Origin of the sequence: Blautia intestinihominis (genome assembly GCF_040096655.1) — a bacterium.
Classification (GTDB): domain Bacteria; phylum Bacillota; class Clostridia; order Lachnospirales; family Lachnospiraceae; genus Blautia_A; species Blautia_A intestinihominis.
The window spans coordinates 1-16,829 of sequence record NZ_JBBMEI010000068.1 but is presented as its reverse complement, the minus strand read 5'-3'; the positions used below and the strand labels follow the sequence as shown (position 1 = coordinate 16,829).

Below are 16,829 nucleotides of genomic sequence, written 5' to 3'. Positions count from 1 at the left end.
GTATCTCCGAAAATAGAATTTAATCCCGCATAAAATCAAGGTATGTTAGAATGTAGAATTTACTTTTTCATTCAAGCTCACAAAAATGAGAAAATTTCAGTTCAGTCCGTTTTATTACCCATAATGCCAAACAAAGCCGTCCAGGTCTCTTTTCCAACCTCTCCGTCTGGATCAAGCCCATACTTCATCTGAAATGTTTTTGTTGATTTTTTCATTTCCGTGCCAAACTGTGCATCAATATTTCCCATATACATACCTTCTGCTGCTAGAATTCCCTCTGCTATCGCTGTAAGCGTACCGGAACTTCCGAACGACAGCACTATTGTCCCAGCAATATTCATGCATTCAGAATCAAAGAGTTCTCCATCAAGAGACAATTTTCCACCATATAAACGATTTACTACATCTTTCCACACAGTCAGCGAGGCTTTCCTCGTTCTGCTTCCATACTGCCCGTCTAAAGTCAAAATGCTGCCACAGTGTTTTTTCAGAAGCGTTCCATACCAGTAATTCAGCCATTCCTGATATTCCTTTACACGCAAATTTTCCTGTTTCGTGTCTGCCTGATCTTCTGAAATCGTAGTATTGTCCTCTTTATAATCTATCAGGCAATACCCTTTTATTGATGAATCTCCGATCTGATATTTCTTGGTTTTTACAGTACCGCCGTTACTATCGCCATATAGTGCAGAAGTATTTCCTTCATTCGTATAAACATATCCATTCCTGACATCAATTACCCGTCCTATATGCGAATGTCGAAATACTATCAGTGAGCCAATTCCGGGACTTCTGGAAATTTTTCCTTTTCTCTCAAATGCATCATAGATCTCAAAACAGTTATAGGCACGATAACTGTTTCTGCTCATGCAAAAATGTTTTAATGCTGTCTCTACTCCAAATATCCTGGCTTCCAGCCAGAACTGATACGTCGCACACCAGGGTTGTCCCTGACATCCATCCAGTCCCCAGTTATTTACATCTCTTGCATATTTTGTATAGTTATTATATCCGGCATTCCCATGTGGATCATCCAGCATCGCAGCTGATGCTTTTTCCTGATACCCAATCTGCTGTTCTGCCAGTTTTAACAGTTCTTTCAGTCTAGCCATTTTCCTTCATCTTACTTTCTGCTGATGTTTTCAGGACATCCACTACTCTTTTAATTCCTTCCGGAAGCGGAATACCCATCAGTCCTGCATTTTCTACAATGGATAACGTTTCATTCGCAATAAATCCAACGCAGACCACATCCCGTGCATAATCAATTCCAAGAAGACTGTCCAATTGTGCTGCTATCAGCACATAAAATAATGTCATCGCCTTACGACAAAGTCCTTTCCATCCGGCTCTGCTTTCCAGTGCTCCGTTTGGGGACTTTGGACTTCTGCCAAATACTACCGGCAGAAGAATGCCACCTGTGATCCAGTCCACAATCATAAAAATCACCAACGTCTGTAAAGCTTTATCCCATCCGCCAAACAATGCTGCAAATGTACCACCCGCCAGTGCTGTGGCTGTAAAAATTTTATATTTCATGTTCCTTCACCTCATCTTTCGTATAAAAATCTCTTAAAAAAAGGTATAAAAATGGAAGCGGCAGGGAAACCGCCTCCGATTTTATCAACAATCATCTAATGGAATAAATTTTAATATTTCCATAAATTCTGTTTTCATTTCCTGATATTGCATATCCTGTACATTGTTTTTCATTTTTGGCATATATATCATATATTCATCTAATACAACTCCTATTAAAAAGCAATCTTCCTGACCTGCTTTTATTGATTTGCAAAAGATATTTTCAAATGTTTCAGATTTTTTTTGAACGCATATGACATACATAAGATAAGGATTTCCTAATGGTAGGTCACCTTTTCTCAAACCACTTCGGATTTTTTTGTACAAAAACTTGTTTAATTGTTCTATATATGTATTACTCAATATATCTACATACATCTGCACAAATATCCTGATTTTTTCCTGCTCTCTGTCTTCTTCAATTAGCATATGCACATTTTCTTTTAATTCACCTACACTTTCCCTATACTCCCAGCTACTTCCTCTGAATTGATTCCTAAAGCTTTTTTCCACTCTATAAATCCATTCTCTGTACGAAAGTTCTCTCGGATAGACCAATATCTCATATCCATCTTCTTGTTTTTCTCCCGGAATTATAATTTTTTTACGACATATTTTTTTCAGCTTTTCGCTTCTAGTGTTATTAATAACTCTAGTATAATATGTTAAAAACACCAAATTCACACAACTATTAACGCAAATCCAAACTGCAATTGCGATATAAATCCGTAATCTAGCATCTTCGTTCATGCCAAATATTCCATTCATATCTATATAACGAATATAAAAACCATTTAACAAGTTCAAGCATATCACACTAATCTGTATAATTGACACAATTTGGCAAAAATAAAAACCTTTCAAATTTGACATTTTTCTATATATATTTCTCTTATAATTTTTCCTGAAATGTCCTTTTACAAATAACGGATTTGAGGCATTCTCACGCATTGCAATTCGAGTATTTTCATCACTAAAAATATTCCCTCCCTTACTATACGGCCTAAGCATGTGTCTCTGACACCCTTTACAAATTATATCAATCGCCAATATAACTACTATGATTTCTTTTATTAACTCCAACACATCTTTTCACCTAATTCCTTTCAGATGAAGATTCGGGATAACATCATACGATCTTATATACACGCTTTACAATTGATTTGTCTTTTCCATAATACAAATGTGAATATATCGTAACTTTTCCATTATATCTCCGTTCTTCTCCTATAATCGGTCCCATATAACCAGAATATCCTTTTGAGACACCTCTTGAAGCCCCATTTCCTCTTACTGTCGAACTAGTCATATTATAAATTCCTCTTTTAGTTTTTCGTTTGAACTGATTTCCTGCAATTTCATTTAACTGCGTTCTTATATTTATGTCCTTTACTTCAGCATTACTACTAACTTTAAATTTCCATTTAGCTTCTATGCCTGCAAAGTCATTTCCTTTGCCACCAAAATATGCAAGAGCTCCACTAACTGTAGCCTGACACGCAATTTCCATACCATCATCTTCGTTCATAATTCCACTTATCACACTTGTTGCTACATTTGTGACAATTTGCCATCCTACCGTTGCAGCACTCGCACCTACTGCCATTACAATACCATCTAACGTAGCCTGTGCAACAGTTTTCATGTTCAACTCTTTTTTTTCAAATACTAACTGATAACCGAGAGAAATTCCAGCACCGACTGCTCCGGCCAATAACACCTGCCATATATTACCCTTACTATCGCTTCTTACAATTGGATTCTGGTTACAATAAATATAAAGATTTCTATTATGAAAAGTTTCTAATGATGCTTCCACTGTTGTTATTGCATCAGACCCAATAAACCTTCTCAACCCCGGGTCATAATACCGGTTTTTGAGATAGTACATTCCTGTTTCATTGTCGTAATAATAACCTCTGTAGCGGAATGGGTTCTGGATGCCTACGGTGTCTTTGAGGCTGCCGGTAATGCTTAACAGTTTTCCCCAACTGTCATAAACATAGTTTACTACAGTTTTTCCAGACTCGTCAACCAGTGCCACGATATCATTCTGAATATTTCTCACATAGTAGTAGTATTTTCCTGCAATAATTATTGCCACAAGATTCGCACCTGAATCATAGACATACCATATAGTCCCTCCATTACGTGTTTCAGATGCAAGCAGATCTCCTGCCATATGATAATTTGTGGCAACACCATCCACCACTTTCTTCACTCTGGCACCCGTATGGTCATAAAAATATTGAGCTTTTCTGCCATTATCTACACTGGCAAGTTTGCGTCCCATCGTCCATGTGTAAACGGTATCTCCCATGGTAAGCATATTGCCGACTGCATCATAAGTCATGGCAGTACCATCCCAATTCAGGAGCTGGTCTTTCCATGTGCTACTGTATGTACCAGTTTCCTCGTGAACCGGAGTTTCCGGTAAGGTTCCCTCGGTGTACGCATATTCTTTTACAGACTTCAGATTGCCACCCTGATCGTATGCATAGACAATTGTTTTGTCCTGGCTCTGACTGTTTTCACGAATCAGCTGATTACGTTCATCATACTGGAAGGTGTCTTTTAAAATTTTCTCTGTCGAACCCTTATGTGGTACTCTTTGAATTTCCGTAATATTTCCGTTTCGATCATATTTATAACTGTAGCTGCATTCCTGTACATCCATTTCAGACGGTAATGCGTATTCTTTATTTTTCTCTGCATCTGGATATTTATATGTCATAGACATACTTGTATCACCGTTCTCCGCAGAAAAACTTTGTTTGGTTACTCTTCCAAGATTGTCATAATCTGTAGATCTGGTAAATTTACCTGCCACACGAACTTCTTTTTCTCGTCCATCCTTATCATAGGTATATCCTGTTGTCAGTTTTGCTCTGCCATCTGTATGGAACATTCTGATCATCTGATTATTTGCATCATAAGTATATTCATAGCATACGCCGCTTTCGTCACGTACACGCATCAGTCGGTCAAGGAAATCATAATCCAGTTCATAAGTTTTGCCAGATAAATGATTTGTCACCTTGCAAAGGTTTCCCTCTTTATTATAAATATAACTGTTCAGTCGCTGTTCTGATGATCCTGCTGGCTTCAGATAGCTTATAGAAAAACGATCCTGTGTGTCGTAAGTGTAGCGAATTTCATCGCCATTTGCATAAATTGTTTTCAGCAGCTTTCCATTCTGTGCTTCGTACTCATAAGAAATCACCTGATTACCTGCAATTGATGCAGCAGTAGTATTTCCAAACACATCATAGGTAAATCCATAATTGAATCCATTATGCTCAATCCCCGCAAGCCTGTCTTTTGTGTAGGTGTAGATGTTTTTTACCACCTGTTTTTTTCCATCAACCGTTACATTCTGAGAAACAGATATAAGACGTTCTGCCTTATCATAACCATAGGAAAGCTTGTTTCCTTCCCCATCCGTCAGTGAGCGGAGCAGATCTCTGGATGTATCCCATTCATACTGTACTTTATTTCCTTCTGCATCGGTCACAGCTGATACATGGTTCTTGTCAGCAGTAAAAGTACGTTCCACCCAGATGCCTTTCTCCGTTTCATTCGGCTTCACAACTCCGCTGCGTGTAATATTTCCTTTATCATCGTAGACAAGGCGGTTCAGAATTCCCATAGAAGATTTTCCACTGGTCACGTTATGTTTTTTGTCATATGTGTAAGTGTATTTGCTTCCCTTCGGATCTGTAATACCCGTCAGATCACTTCCGGCATTGTACTCAAATTTTGTTGTATTCTTCTGAGAATCTACCGCTGAAACCAGGTTGTTCTTATCATCGTATGTATAGGTCTGTCCAAACTCTTCACGGTAAAGAGACAGACCGTCAAAATACGCTGTATTTGCATTTTTACAATAGGTATAGGAAATTTTTACTTTGCTGTAGTCTTTCTTAGCGACATAAATATCACTCAGAAACTGCCAGTCCAGAATATCCGGGCTGAAATTTGTGTAATGCACATCAGTTGTGTCATCTGCTGCCACAAAAACAACTTCGACACCAAATCGGCGATTCTTATCATTGTCTGTTTCCGGAAGACAGGTTCCCCTTCCCCATGCGTTTACCATGAAGGTATCGCCTTTCTTTCCTGTAAGATCCAGAACCTTTGTCAGTCGTTTGGATACTTTCGGCTCACCCATAAAGCGGAAAATATGTTTTTCCAGTCCTCCGACACCTTCTGTGACTGTTTCTGATGCCAGACGGTATACTGCCGGTTCCTGCTTTAATGTGCAATATCTGGATGGGACAAAGCAGAATCTTCCACCCCACTGAATTGCATACCATTTTGTACCTGATTTCGTCAGGACTCCTCGCAAAAGGATATTTTTCCCTTTTTCCAGAGTAGTAAGCACCTTACCGGAAAGTGAAGGAGAATCATACAGCTTATCCTCCTGTGACATTGTTCCTGATGGATAATTTCTGCATAAACGAATCACAGATTCTTCCTTCATGTATCCGGTATAGCGTTTTTTATCAATCTGCATTCCCAGATAGAGCCAGTTTTTTCCATCCGCATCTGTTTTTACAGAACGCACCGCCGCACATGTTCCTCTTGGAATTGCTTCTTCTACAATGCTTCCGCTGTCCGATGCTGAAGATCGTAAAACCGCACCGGAAACTCCAACCACTGCCGAATGGTCTCCTGTATTGCCTCCCAGATACGCAGTTGCATGACCACCATGAAGATATCCCCGCTTTCCTGCCGCAGTACGTACCTTGTACCAGTAGATATCTTCATTTTTCTCATAACAGAGTGCATACAGATGTGTACCTTTTGTCACTTCCACAACCTTTGTGCCGTTTAAGGATGGAGTTGCATAGACTGTACTCTTTGCAGCAGACACGACGATTGCACTCTGCACCGGAATAATATTAGAGGTTCCAACAGAAGTCAGTCCATCCTCAAAACTTCCTGTTTTTGTAAAACCAGATGTGGTTCCAAGATGGAAGTCTCCATTATCCACCAGATTGCAGTGGCTGACTGTACTTCCTGTTTCCAGCTGTGCCATATCACCATATACTGTGCAGATCGTATGCATTGCCACCAGATAAACTCTCACAGAAGTTTTTACAATATCTGCCGGAAGTGTAAATGTTTTGTGCAGATGGATAAAATCTGTTGTTGTCGATTTCAGCTGTTCACTGTCTTCGTAATGCCATACATTATCCTTATCCTGATATCTTGCTCTCAGGAACACTGCACCATCTGATGCTCGATCCATTTTTGTAACTTTTACAAACATGGAAGCTGTGTATGTCTGCCCTTTCAGGAGTGACACATCCTGATACCAGCATACGGATCCTGTCTTTGCTGTGCTCTCCAGTTTTAATGAGCGATTGCCAACTTTACATAACGCGGTATTCGTATTGATTTCAGTCTTTCCACTGCCATCTGAACTGATTTCTGTTTTCCAGCCACACGTTGCAGCCTGAATGATCGGATCTTTCAGAAGCTGAACAACATTTGTCTGTAACTTTGTTGCATTCTCCAGGCAATTCACATGATTTCCACTGCGGTTATATTTTCCACTGGCTGCATGTCCGAATCCATCATGAATGTGAATCAGGTTTCCGCTGTTGTTAAAACGGTATATTTCGCTTCGTTTTTTATTGTCTGTAAACTTCGTGCTGTTGTATCCATAAGTGAGAGACAGACTGTTTCCTTTCTGCGTTCCGGCATATTCTGTAATACTCTTTACACGATAAGGTTTTGTTCCATAATAACCGTATTTTACAGAATATCCGTCAATATTATGAACTTCTGTCAGCATATGATTTCCATTGTAGACGTATTTTACTTTTTCGCCGTCAATATCTGTAATGCCTGTAAGATTGCCGCTGCCGTAAGTAAATGTCTTTTTATTTCCGGAAGGACCTGTAATCTGTGTCAGTGTAGTACGTTTTCCATTATTGTCTAACAGGTAATCAAGCGTTGTTTTTCTTCCTGATCCATCTGTAATGGAAATGATTCTCTGCTCTGCCCAGGATATGGATAAACAATTTCCATTTTTATCCTGAACTTTTACCAGCCATCCATTACGGAACCGGAGCTGATTATCTTCTTTGTCATGAATTACAAGCTGCTCTGTTCCATCCGTGTGAATTGTGAGAGTCTGCTCCAGACCAGATTCGTCTTTCCATTTCTTCTCAGTAGAATCATAATAAAAATAATGAATCGTACCATCTCCGTCTGTATGTTTGTAATAATCAGTGCCTCCAATCTTTGTTTTTACCAGTGTCTGATGATAGTTCAGTGCAAATCCATATCCATATCCCAGATCTGTGGCACAGTTGTTACTGTTATACACATGCGAAAGTGCCATAGGCTCAAGGCTGCCTTCTGTGTTCATCGTGTCATGAATCATGATCAGATTTCCATTATAATCATTCACATGAACTGTCCCGGCTCTTCCCGCATCCTGACTGTGATAAGTCCAGTAATCTTCCAGACCAGAATAGTTCACATAAGAAATATCAATTCTCGGTCTCATATCCTGGTATCCATTGTCACAATCGGATGAAAGAAATTCTGTATATCCAGATAATTCATAATCGTCTTTCAGCATCAGACCATAGTTTCCACCATTCTGATACCAGTCTTTCACCATACGGGTGATATCCATGGTGATATATTTCTGTTTATCGCCTTTATAACAGCACAGATCTTCTATTGTTTCAGAGTACAGCGGCTTATTATACCAGTTAATAGAATTCGAGTTCCATGCATGAAGAACTTTATGTACTTCTACAGTACGTTCTTTGTTGTCCTCTGCCAGAGATACAAGCACCAGTCTGGCACTCACTACCATATCTCCGGTTTTCATTTCAGGAAGCTCAAAACGTATAAAGCTTCTCTGTACTTCATCTCCTCCCATCGTTTTCAGAATAATACTTTTCTGAAAATTATCCTCTTCATACAGAGAATCCACATGGGCATCATAGATTTCGGAAGCTTTCTTTGATGTAGTTGTTACTGGGTCGATCACAACTGGGTAGATACGTTCCTGGGCTTTCAGCCACATCTGATTCGGGAGAAATGTAATGCGGCAAATATTCTCTTCCAGATTTTCTGATTTAAGAAGAATCGCTTCTGTTTTTTTCAGCTTTAACAGAAGCTGCTGCACCTTCCATTCCCCATCGGAGCGCACAGGTGTCCATTGTAAGTGACGCTGTTGCCGCTGGTTCTGCACTGTCCATCAGCTGAATCGCCAGCTTGCCTTTATTATTGCAGAATTTTCTGTTTCCCGTTCCGCCAATACTTCTTCCAAATGCAACTTCCTCTAATGTGTCATCCATTTCTTTCCAGCTTCCATCCTCATCTTCATAATGGACTGGTTCCATATAGATTTCTACTGTTCGGGAGTGATCCTGATTTTCGAACACCTTACGGTTTGCTGTACGTTTCTCTTTTAATTCTGAGCGTGTAATTTTTTCTTTTGTCATTTGTATGTTCTCCTTTTATATGATTTTATTTTAGATAATGTAAATTTTCCGGAATTAATTTACATTTAAAATCATATATCAAGAACATGTGTTTGTATATATCAAAACAGATTGCTTTGTTACCAGTTATGATATGTTTTTATATTCCAGGATTCCATTTTCAATCTTGCAGCACCCGATTCAAAATATCTGCGAAGGGTTCCATGGCATTTTTTACTTCCTGGACGGTGTTGGTCTGGGCTCCGGCTTCGACGAGGACGGATCTTGGGCGCAGGTGGAGGTTGTAACGGTATCCGGCGAGGTAGATACCTCTGTAAAAATCCGGATAATACTGTGCCGCCTGGTATTCCATCTGGAATGAAAACGCCAGGTTGTCCTGAATGTATGGGTTCGGCAGATAATCAAGGCTTCCTCTCGCGATCGTATAGCTTAATCCATTGTAAAACATGATCTGTGCAGTTGATTTTCCATTGATTTCGGTCACGAGATGTCGGTTTTCGGGCACGCCGTCACGATGAAGATCTATCACGACTTCTATCGAAGGATTTTCTTCCAGTATCGTTTCCAGATACGTTCCTGCATAGTCGTAGGCGGCACTGCGGTCCAGCTCGCCGCTTTCCATATCGAAGGCTTCTGTTACGTGGATTACCTGATATCCGTAGTTTTTTGTCAATAGTTCTGTCAGGTAATTTCCTACGCCGATGATCGTATCCTCGACTTCACCCTCCTTTGAATCCACAAAAGCTTCCTGTGAATGTGTATGGTAGAGCAAAATCTGCGGTTTCGCGGCATCTTTCTGTATGGTCAGGTCTTCTCCGAGAAGTTCTGCCGCGTTTAACTGATCTGCATTTGTGGTGGTCTGCGAATCCACGATGAAAAACTGATTCATGAGGTAGTCGTAATCTGCGAGGGTCTGCGGTGAGAGGTCGATGCGCGGTGCAGGCTGTATGCTGTTTGAAGCCAAGATAGTCTGCGTTACTTCCGGTATGACAGTGGCAGGTTTGTCCTGCTGAGATTTATCTGTTTCTTTTTCAGAATCTTTTTCTGTCTGTTTTATATTTTCATCTTCAGAAGGCTCTTTTTGCTGCTGTTTATCCTCTTCTTTTGTCTTTATTTCTGTCTGTGCCTGTCCCGGTTCTGCCTCCGCTGTAACTGTCGACTCTGTTTTCTTCACACCTTCTGTCGTCTCTGTTGGCTCCACATCTTCTGTTTTTCTCTCTACATCTTCAGCCTGTCCCACAGAATTCTCCGCCACAGCTTTCTCCTGCTCGTCCCGCACCTCTTCATTCTCTTTTTCCACCATCGCGCCGAGAGATTCCGTATGGTTTTCCACAATCTTCGCATACGTATCGGGGTCTTTCCGTTGGAAATCACGGGCAGCTTTCCGCTCGAGAAATCGAAACAGCGGCAGCTGTCTGTACACATTTTTCTGCAGGATAAAAGAACCCGGCATCACTGCCAGCACAGCAAAAAAAGCCAGACACATGAGAGTACAGATCGTCTTCCGGGTCCTTGTCACAGAATCACCTCTTTCAAGGTATCCTATGATAAAAATTCTGGAATTATGCCCGTTCCTGTTACTCAAGATCACACTTCAGAAAAAGCGATATTCAGCCCTTCTGAGATCGTAAAGCTCAGATATTTCACCGTCTCGTCCACATCCTTCGGTGTCACGAACATGCTGTAAAGATTCGGTGCGATCATCTCCTCCAGAAATTCCTTCTGCTCCGTTTCCTCCAATGCATCCAGAAGGTGCTCCATTGAATCATGCACGATCGTCGCCGCATCCACAACTGTCGGCACGCCGATCCCGATCACTTTCACCTGAAGATTTTCTTCCGTGAGACCATTCCTGTGATTTCCTACTCCGGATCCCGGGTGAATTCCCGTATCTGTGATCTGGATCGTCCGGTTCAGTCTTCGCACACTCCGCGCTGCAAGTGCATCGATTGCAACCACCACATCCGGTTTCGTCTCTGAAACAACGCCCTGCACGATCTCTGCCGTCTCCATTCCTGTCTGCGCCATAACACCCGGCACGATTCCGCTGACGCAGTGTATTTTTTCCTGCCCGATCCCGCGAAGCCCGTACTCCCTGATAAGATGCCGTGTCATATGAAGATTCTCAATCACATGCGGTCCCAGTGCATCTGCTGTGATCGCTGCGTTTCCAAGCCCCACCACAAGGATTGATTTTTCCTTTTCCAGATTGATCAGTTCCCGCAGATGCCGTGAGATCTCATGGGAAATTTCCCTGTGATAATCCTCATCCGCGTTTGAAAGATCCGGAGCTTCTATTGTGATATAATTTCCCTGCGGACGCCCCATGGACTTTGCCCCGTTTTCTGTGACGATCTTTACGACCGTTGTCCGGATGTCTTTTTCCTCATCGTAGTCTTCCTGGATCTCTACACCCCGGATCTCCGTATTTTCCTGTGCAAACCGCTCCGTTGTTTCCAGTGCAAGGTCTGTTCGAATCCTTCTGCTGCCAGCCATATCGTATCCTCCTGATGCTGTATGATTTGATTACTGTTCTCCCCATTCACAGTAACCTGGTCAAAATCCCTTCCAGATCACCTGCAATGCCAGGATTTTGCCTTGTATATCGTGCATAACTGTGAAAGTACTGAACCATCACTATTACTTTTTGTAATTCCCGGAATAATTATGTACAAAAAACCAAGGATAAATCTGGTCAGACTTTCAAAGTTGCTATATTCTGTCATTTTTTTGACATTTATGGATTTTCCTATTGACAATCCAGGATAAATATAATAATATATATAAGCATGTTTACAGGAACGCCCGTGTCTGTTTCTGTGACAACGACACATTATTATAAATCTGAAATGGAGGTGTACCAATTGGCTAACATCAAATCTGCAAAGAAAAGAATTTTAGTAAACAGAACTAAAGCTGCTAGAAACAAATCTATCCGTTCTGCTGTTAAAACTTCCATCAAGAAAGTAGAAACTGCAGTTCAGAAAAACGATAAAGCTGCTGCACAGGCTGCTCTTACAGAGGCTATCTCTACAATCAGCAAAGCAACATCTAAAGGTGTTTATCACAAAAACAACTGTGCAAGAAAGATTTCCCGTCTGTCTAAAGCTGTCAACAGCATTGGCTAATTCAGGAAATTACAGTTTTTAATTATAAGCTTATAATTAAAAGGACAGTCACAAACCGTCAGTGACTGTCTTTTTTTATTTCTATAATAAAAAAACTGCCGCGCGCACCATGATACCGACTATAGTATCTGCGAATGGCAGTTTATTATTCTCTCTTTATCAGCCTCCAAGCTCCACCATGCGGTGAATGCAGCGGCCGGCTCCTTCTATTACGTTTTCTGGAAGTTCGATCACTTCTCCGCCTGTTCCTTTGAGGCAGTTGTAAATATCCATCAGAGTGGTGATCTTCATGTTCATACAGGTCAGCATGACAGACAGTGGATAAAATTTCTTATCCGGGCATTCGAACTGTAAATGTTCTACGATGCTGTTCTCTGTTCCGATGATGAATTCTTTGTTCGGAGATTTTTTTGCAAAATCCATGATTCCTGTTGTGGAACCAACGTAGTCGGCTTTCTCTACGACTTCTTCACGGCATTCCGGATGTACCAGAAGAAGTGCGTCCGGATGTGCCTGTTTTGCTTTTTCGACATCTTTGGCACTGACTACGATATGTCTTGGACATCCACCTTTGTAGAATGCGAATGTTTTCTCCGGAAGTTTCTCAGCTACGAAGCGTCCGAGGTTCGGGTCCGGGATAAAAAGGATCTTGTCGTTTTCCAGTTTGCTGCAGATCTGGACTGCGGAAGAAGAAGTCACGCACACGTCGCACTCTGTCTTGAGTTCAGAAGTTGTGTTAATGTAGGCAACAACTGCATGATCCGGATACTCTGCCTTGAGTTTGCGAAGGCCTTCCAGGTCAAGCTGCTCTGCCATTGGACATCCTGCAACCGGGTTTGCAAGCCAGACTTTTTTGTCCGGGCTTAATACTTTGCAGGTTTCTGCCATAAAACGCACACCGCACATGATCACGCCGCTGCAGTCGCTCTTTGCAGCCTGCACGCTGAGTCCGTAGGAGTCTCCCATATAATCTGCAACTTCCAGGATCTCCTGTCCCTGATAAGCATGTGCAAGGATGCAGACATCCTGCTCTTTTTTCATACGCAGGATCTCCTGCTGAATTTCTTTGATCGTCATAACTTTATCTTTCCTTTCCCTGTAGTCTGTTCCCAGGGCTGAAGCGGTGCAAGGAATCCTGCCTCTCCCAGTTGTTTCTCGATCAGATCAAGTCTCTCCTCACTGGATGCCTCGATCAAATGGTAATGATATCCGGATGTGGCACTTGAAAGTACCGTTGAACGGCTGTTCCTGAGTGCTTCTGCAAATTCATTTACATCCTGTCTGGAACGGATATCCATCTCAGCCGTAACTCGTCCGTAAACACGGTGGCTGATGCTTATATTTTTGACATGACCGCCACAGTCCACGATCAGATTCAGCTCCTCCGCTGCTTTGTCCTGACTGTGGCGTACTTTGAATTCTCTTGTAAAACTACTGTCCTGCTGTATCACATATCCTTTTGTTGTAGAGAGGATTCCTGGCGTAGATGCCCGAATCACTGCCAGATCCTGTACAATGACCTGACGGCTGACCCCAAATCTGCCTGCCAGTTCTCTCGCTGCCACCGGGGCATCCGCATTGTGGAGGATCTTAAGGATTTCTCCACGTCTTTCCGCGGTGTTCATAAGATTCCCTCCTCTCACACTGCATGAAGATTCTTCATGGAAATGTCAAGGATCGGTGCGGAATGTGTCAGTGCACCGCTGGAAACAAAATCAACGCCGATCTCACGGATCTTCTGGATATTTTCTTTTGTGATGTTTCCGGAACACTCTGTCTGTGCTCTTCCGTCGATCAGTTCAACTGCCTGTTTCATTACTTCCGGTGTCATGTTGTCGAGCATGATGATGTCTGCTCCTGCCTCTACTGCTTCTTTAACCTGATCCAGAGTCTCTACCTCGATCTCGATCTTGCGGACAAACGGTGCGTAAGCTTTTGCCATCTGAACGGCTTTTGTGACACTTCCTGCTGCTCCGATGTGGTTGTCTTTAAGAAGAACTCCATCAGAAAGATTATATCTGTGATTACAGCCGCCTCCGACTCTTACTGCGTATTTCTCAAATACACGGCAGTTTGGTGTGGTCTTACGGGTATCAAGAAGAGTTACATTGCTTCCCTCGAGAAGTTTTGCAACCTGTCTGGTATAGGTTGCGATACCGCTCATTCTCTGAAGGTAGTTGAGTGCTACTCTCTCTCCGGAAAGGAGAACACGGATGTCACCTGTTACCGTTGCCATCAGATCACCTTTTTTGACTTCATCACCGTCTTTGCAGTGAAAATCGATCTCTGTTTTTTCGTCAAGGATTGTAAATACTCTTGCGTAAATGTCAAGACCTGCTACAACACCATCTTCTTTTGCGATAAGGTCTACGGTTCCCTTAGTTGCAGTCGGCATAACTGCGTTTGTGGAAACGTCCTCGCTTGTGATATCTTCCTGTAATGCCATGCGGATCAGCTGATCTGCCTGCATTTTCATTGTAATTTCGTTCATGCTCTTTTCATCCTTTCGATTTCATTCCATACCATTTTGTGATAGCCGTCGAGGATCGCGTCGCGGTCTTCGTACATGCTGGTATCTATTGTATTGACCGGGCATTTTTCCGGTTTTCCTGCAAATATAATATCATCTGCTACCCTTCTTGCAAAGACCAGAGATTCCAGAAGTGAGTTACTTGCCAGTCGGTTCTTGCCGTGAACGCCGTTGCAGCTTGTCTCACCGCAGGCATAAAGCCCCTTCATGGAGGTGCGGCTTCCGAGGTCTGCCTGGATTCCTCCCATGAAGTAATGCTGTGCCGGAACTACCGGGATCAGCTCTTTGCACGGGTCAAAGCCCTCTTCCATGCATCTGTGGAAAATATTCGGGAAGTGTTTCAGGATCGTTTCTTCGCCGAGAGGACGCATGTCTTCCCAGACAAATTCTGTGTCGTCTTTCTCCATCTGTGCGAAGATTGCCTGGCTTAAGAGGTCACGTGGCTGAAGTTCTTCTGTGAATCGCTGTCCGTTCTTATCGTACAGGAGTGCTCCCTCGCCTCTTACAGATTCGGAGATCAGGAAGCGTCTGCCTGGTTTGTGGGAATACAGGGTTGTCGGGTGGATCTGCACGTAATCCAGATGTTCGAGTACTACCTGATGTTTCATTGCAATTCCGAGACCGTCACCGGCGATGTGCGGGAAGTTGGTGGAGTTTTTGTAAAGTCCGCCGAGACCGCCGCAGGCAAGGACTACATATGGAGAGCGGACCGGATATACGTTATTCTTCTCATCCATGATAATAACACCGCCACAGATGTTGTCCTTTGCGATCAGATCGACCATGGTCATGTATTCGCAGATCTCGATGTTGTCCCTAGTCTGGGCTTCGCTCAAGAGTGTCTGAGTGATCTGTTTGCCTGTGACATCCTCGTAAAAAAGGATTCGTGGCTGTGAGTGTGCGCCTTCTCTGGTGAATGCGAGTTCGCCATTTGCATCACGTTCGAAGGTGACATTGTGGCGGATGAGATCGCGGATGATGCTGTTGGAACTGCGGATCATGAGGTCTACGGCTTTTTTGTTGTTTTCGTAATGACCTGCACGCATGGTGTCTTCAAAATAGTTGTCATAATCTTCTTCGCCGCGGAGCATGCAGATTCCGCCCTGTGCAAGAAAGGAATCAGACTGGTCTGCCTGCTGCTTCGTGATCATCAGAACTTTCATCCTGGAAGGCAGATTCAGAGCGCAGTAAAGCCCTGCGGCTCCGGTTCCTACTATTATGGCGTCGTAATATTCATTCATTTCTTTATCCTCTCGCCGGATAATCCGGACTTTCCTTTTATCATTTCCGCCAGTATACCACCAGACATGATAGGTGTCAAGACACCTGTGTATATTGTCATAGACATCAACAAGACGAATAATATGATTTATCAAAAAAGCTGGTCAGATTTCACTTCTAACCAGCTTCATAAACATATGATTTACTTTTTCTTTACTATACCTCAAACCTCTTCCAACATTTTCTTCAGTTCACAGACTTCATAACCTGTATACTGTGCTATCTTCTCAAATGACTCTCCTGCATTAAACATCTGACGTACTATTTCTTTTTTTCCAATATCATAGCCGCTTCCATAACCTGTGTCATATCCTGTATTATATCCTGCCTCATACTCTGCCTTCCGGAGTTTCTTTTCTTCCTCTTCTTTGTCATATTCGAATATACTCATCGCGATAACCTCCGATTTATGCTTTCGAAGGAATTCTGCAAGGATTCCATTTTGAATACAATCGTTTACTGCCTGTTCTACGGCAGTGTTCAGTTCAGTGGTCCTTGCGTATTCCCGCACTTTTGCTACATATTGTGCATATTCTCTCAGTATATGGCACTGCTCCATTAGATCTCTGTTATGGCCTTCGTTGATATTCAGGGTCAGTACCTCCTGTTATACACAGGAATCCAAGAACGTATCGTGCTATTTTCATCACCACTTCGAACCCCTGCTTTCTGAATTTAATTGGATTTAAAAGCATGGATTTCTGAAATGATTTTAGAAAATAAATAGACGGCAAAAATGCCCTGAACTTTTGAGAAATATGCTTTGTTTTATATTAGCATCCTTTTCGTCTTCAGTGAATCAACAACTCTATCCTCACACGACTGAAGTCGCGT

The 16,829-nt window shown here is 42.2% G+C and carries 13 protein-coding genes; 1 reads left to right on the top strand and 12 read right to left on the bottom strand.

Annotated features, from left to right (window positions below; translation table 11 throughout):
• Nucleotides 1-101: 101 nt before the first annotated feature.
• The 7 genes from WMO75_RS15695 to gpr form a co-directional block, all read right to left on the bottom strand.
• Nucleotides 102-1,112 carry a peptidoglycan-binding domain-containing protein gene (locus WMO75_RS15695; RefSeq protein WP_349078461.1) on the bottom strand — a complete coding sequence of 337 codons (1,011 nt, stop codon included), beginning with the start codon at nt 1,110-1,112 and terminating at the stop codon, nt 102-104.
• Nucleotides 1,105-1,539 (bottom strand): phage holin family protein, encoded by a 435-nt coding sequence (locus tag WMO75_RS15690; protein ID WP_118254281.1) that lies wholly within the window; start codon nt 1,537-1,539, stop codon nt 1,105-1,107. The genes WMO75_RS15695 and WMO75_RS15690 overlap by 8 nt, the downstream gene beginning before the upstream one ends.
• An 84-nt stretch (nt 1,540-1,623) precedes the next feature.
• Nucleotides 1,624-2,667 carry a hypothetical protein gene (locus tag WMO75_RS15685; RefSeq protein ID WP_349078460.1) on the bottom strand — a complete coding sequence of 348 codons (1,044 nt, stop codon included), beginning with the start codon at nt 2,665-2,667 and terminating at the stop codon, nt 1,624-1,626.
• A gap of 43 nt (nt 2,668-2,710) precedes the next feature.
• Entirely contained in the window at nt 2,711-8,737 is a 6,027-nt protein-coding gene (locus WMO75_RS15680; protein ID WP_349078459.1) for a DNRLRE domain-containing protein, read from the bottom strand.
• On the bottom strand, nt 8,688-9,056 hold the full coding sequence (locus WMO75_RS15675) for a hypothetical protein (RefSeq protein WP_349078458.1): 369 nt from the start codon (nt 9,054-9,056) through the stop codon (nt 8,688-8,690). The genes WMO75_RS15680 and WMO75_RS15675 overlap by 50 nt, the downstream gene beginning before the upstream one ends.
• A 160-nt stretch (nt 9,057-9,216) precedes the next feature.
• Nucleotides 9,217-10,575, bottom strand: a complete 1,359-nt coding sequence (locus WMO75_RS15670) for a stage II sporulation protein P (RefSeq protein WP_349078457.1) — start codon at nt 10,573-10,575, stop codon at nt 9,217-9,219.
• 68 nt (nt 10,576-10,643) lie between these two features.
• Nucleotides 10,644-11,552: a GPR endopeptidase gene (gene gpr / locus WMO75_RS15665; protein ID WP_349078455.1), complete on the bottom strand. Its 909-nt coding sequence runs from the start codon at nt 11,550-11,552 to the stop codon at nt 10,644-10,646.
• 353 nt (nt 11,553-11,905) lie between these two features.
• On the opposite strand from gpr, the gene rpsT reads away from it, so the two are divergent.
• The gene (rpsT, locus tag WMO75_RS15660) at nt 11,906-12,184 is read left to right on the top strand and encodes a 30S ribosomal protein S20 (protein WP_070100264.1); all 279 of its coding nucleotides are present in this window, start codon (nt 11,906-11,908) and stop codon (nt 12,182-12,184) included.
• Nucleotides 12,185-12,343: 159 nt separating this feature from the next.
• Here the strand turns inward: rpsT and nadA are convergent, their stop codons facing one another.
• The 5 genes from nadA to WMO75_RS15635 all read right to left on the bottom strand — a co-directional run bounded on the left by nadA (nt 12,344) and on the right by WMO75_RS15635 (nt 16,554).
• Nucleotides 12,344-13,261, bottom strand: coding sequence for a quinolinate synthase NadA (gene nadA, locus WMO75_RS15655; RefSeq protein WP_291580476.1), 918 nt, complete (start codon nt 13,259-13,261; stop codon nt 12,344-12,346).
• Entirely contained in the window at nt 13,258-13,809 is a 552-nt protein-coding gene (locus WMO75_RS15650; RefSeq protein WP_022213355.1) for a transcription repressor NadR, read from the bottom strand. Before WMO75_RS15650 ends, nadA begins: the two co-directional genes overlap by 4 nt.
• A 14-nt stretch (nt 13,810-13,823) precedes the next feature.
• On the bottom strand, nt 13,824-14,675 hold the full coding sequence (nadC, locus tag WMO75_RS15645) for a carboxylating nicotinate-nucleotide diphosphorylase (RefSeq protein WP_022213356.1): 852 nt from the start codon (nt 14,673-14,675) through the stop codon (nt 13,824-13,826).
• A complete protein-coding gene (locus tag WMO75_RS15640; protein ID WP_349078451.1) occupies nt 14,672-15,955 on the bottom strand; it encodes an L-aspartate oxidase in 1,284 nt (427 codons plus the stop codon). The genes nadC and WMO75_RS15640 overlap by 4 nt, the downstream gene beginning before the upstream one ends.
• 203 nt (nt 15,956-16,158) lie before the next feature.
• On the bottom strand, nt 16,159-16,554 hold the full coding sequence (locus WMO75_RS15635) for a hypothetical protein (protein ID WP_227222998.1): 396 nt from the start codon (nt 16,552-16,554) through the stop codon (nt 16,159-16,161).
• Nucleotides 16,555-16,829: the final 275 nt, after the last annotated feature.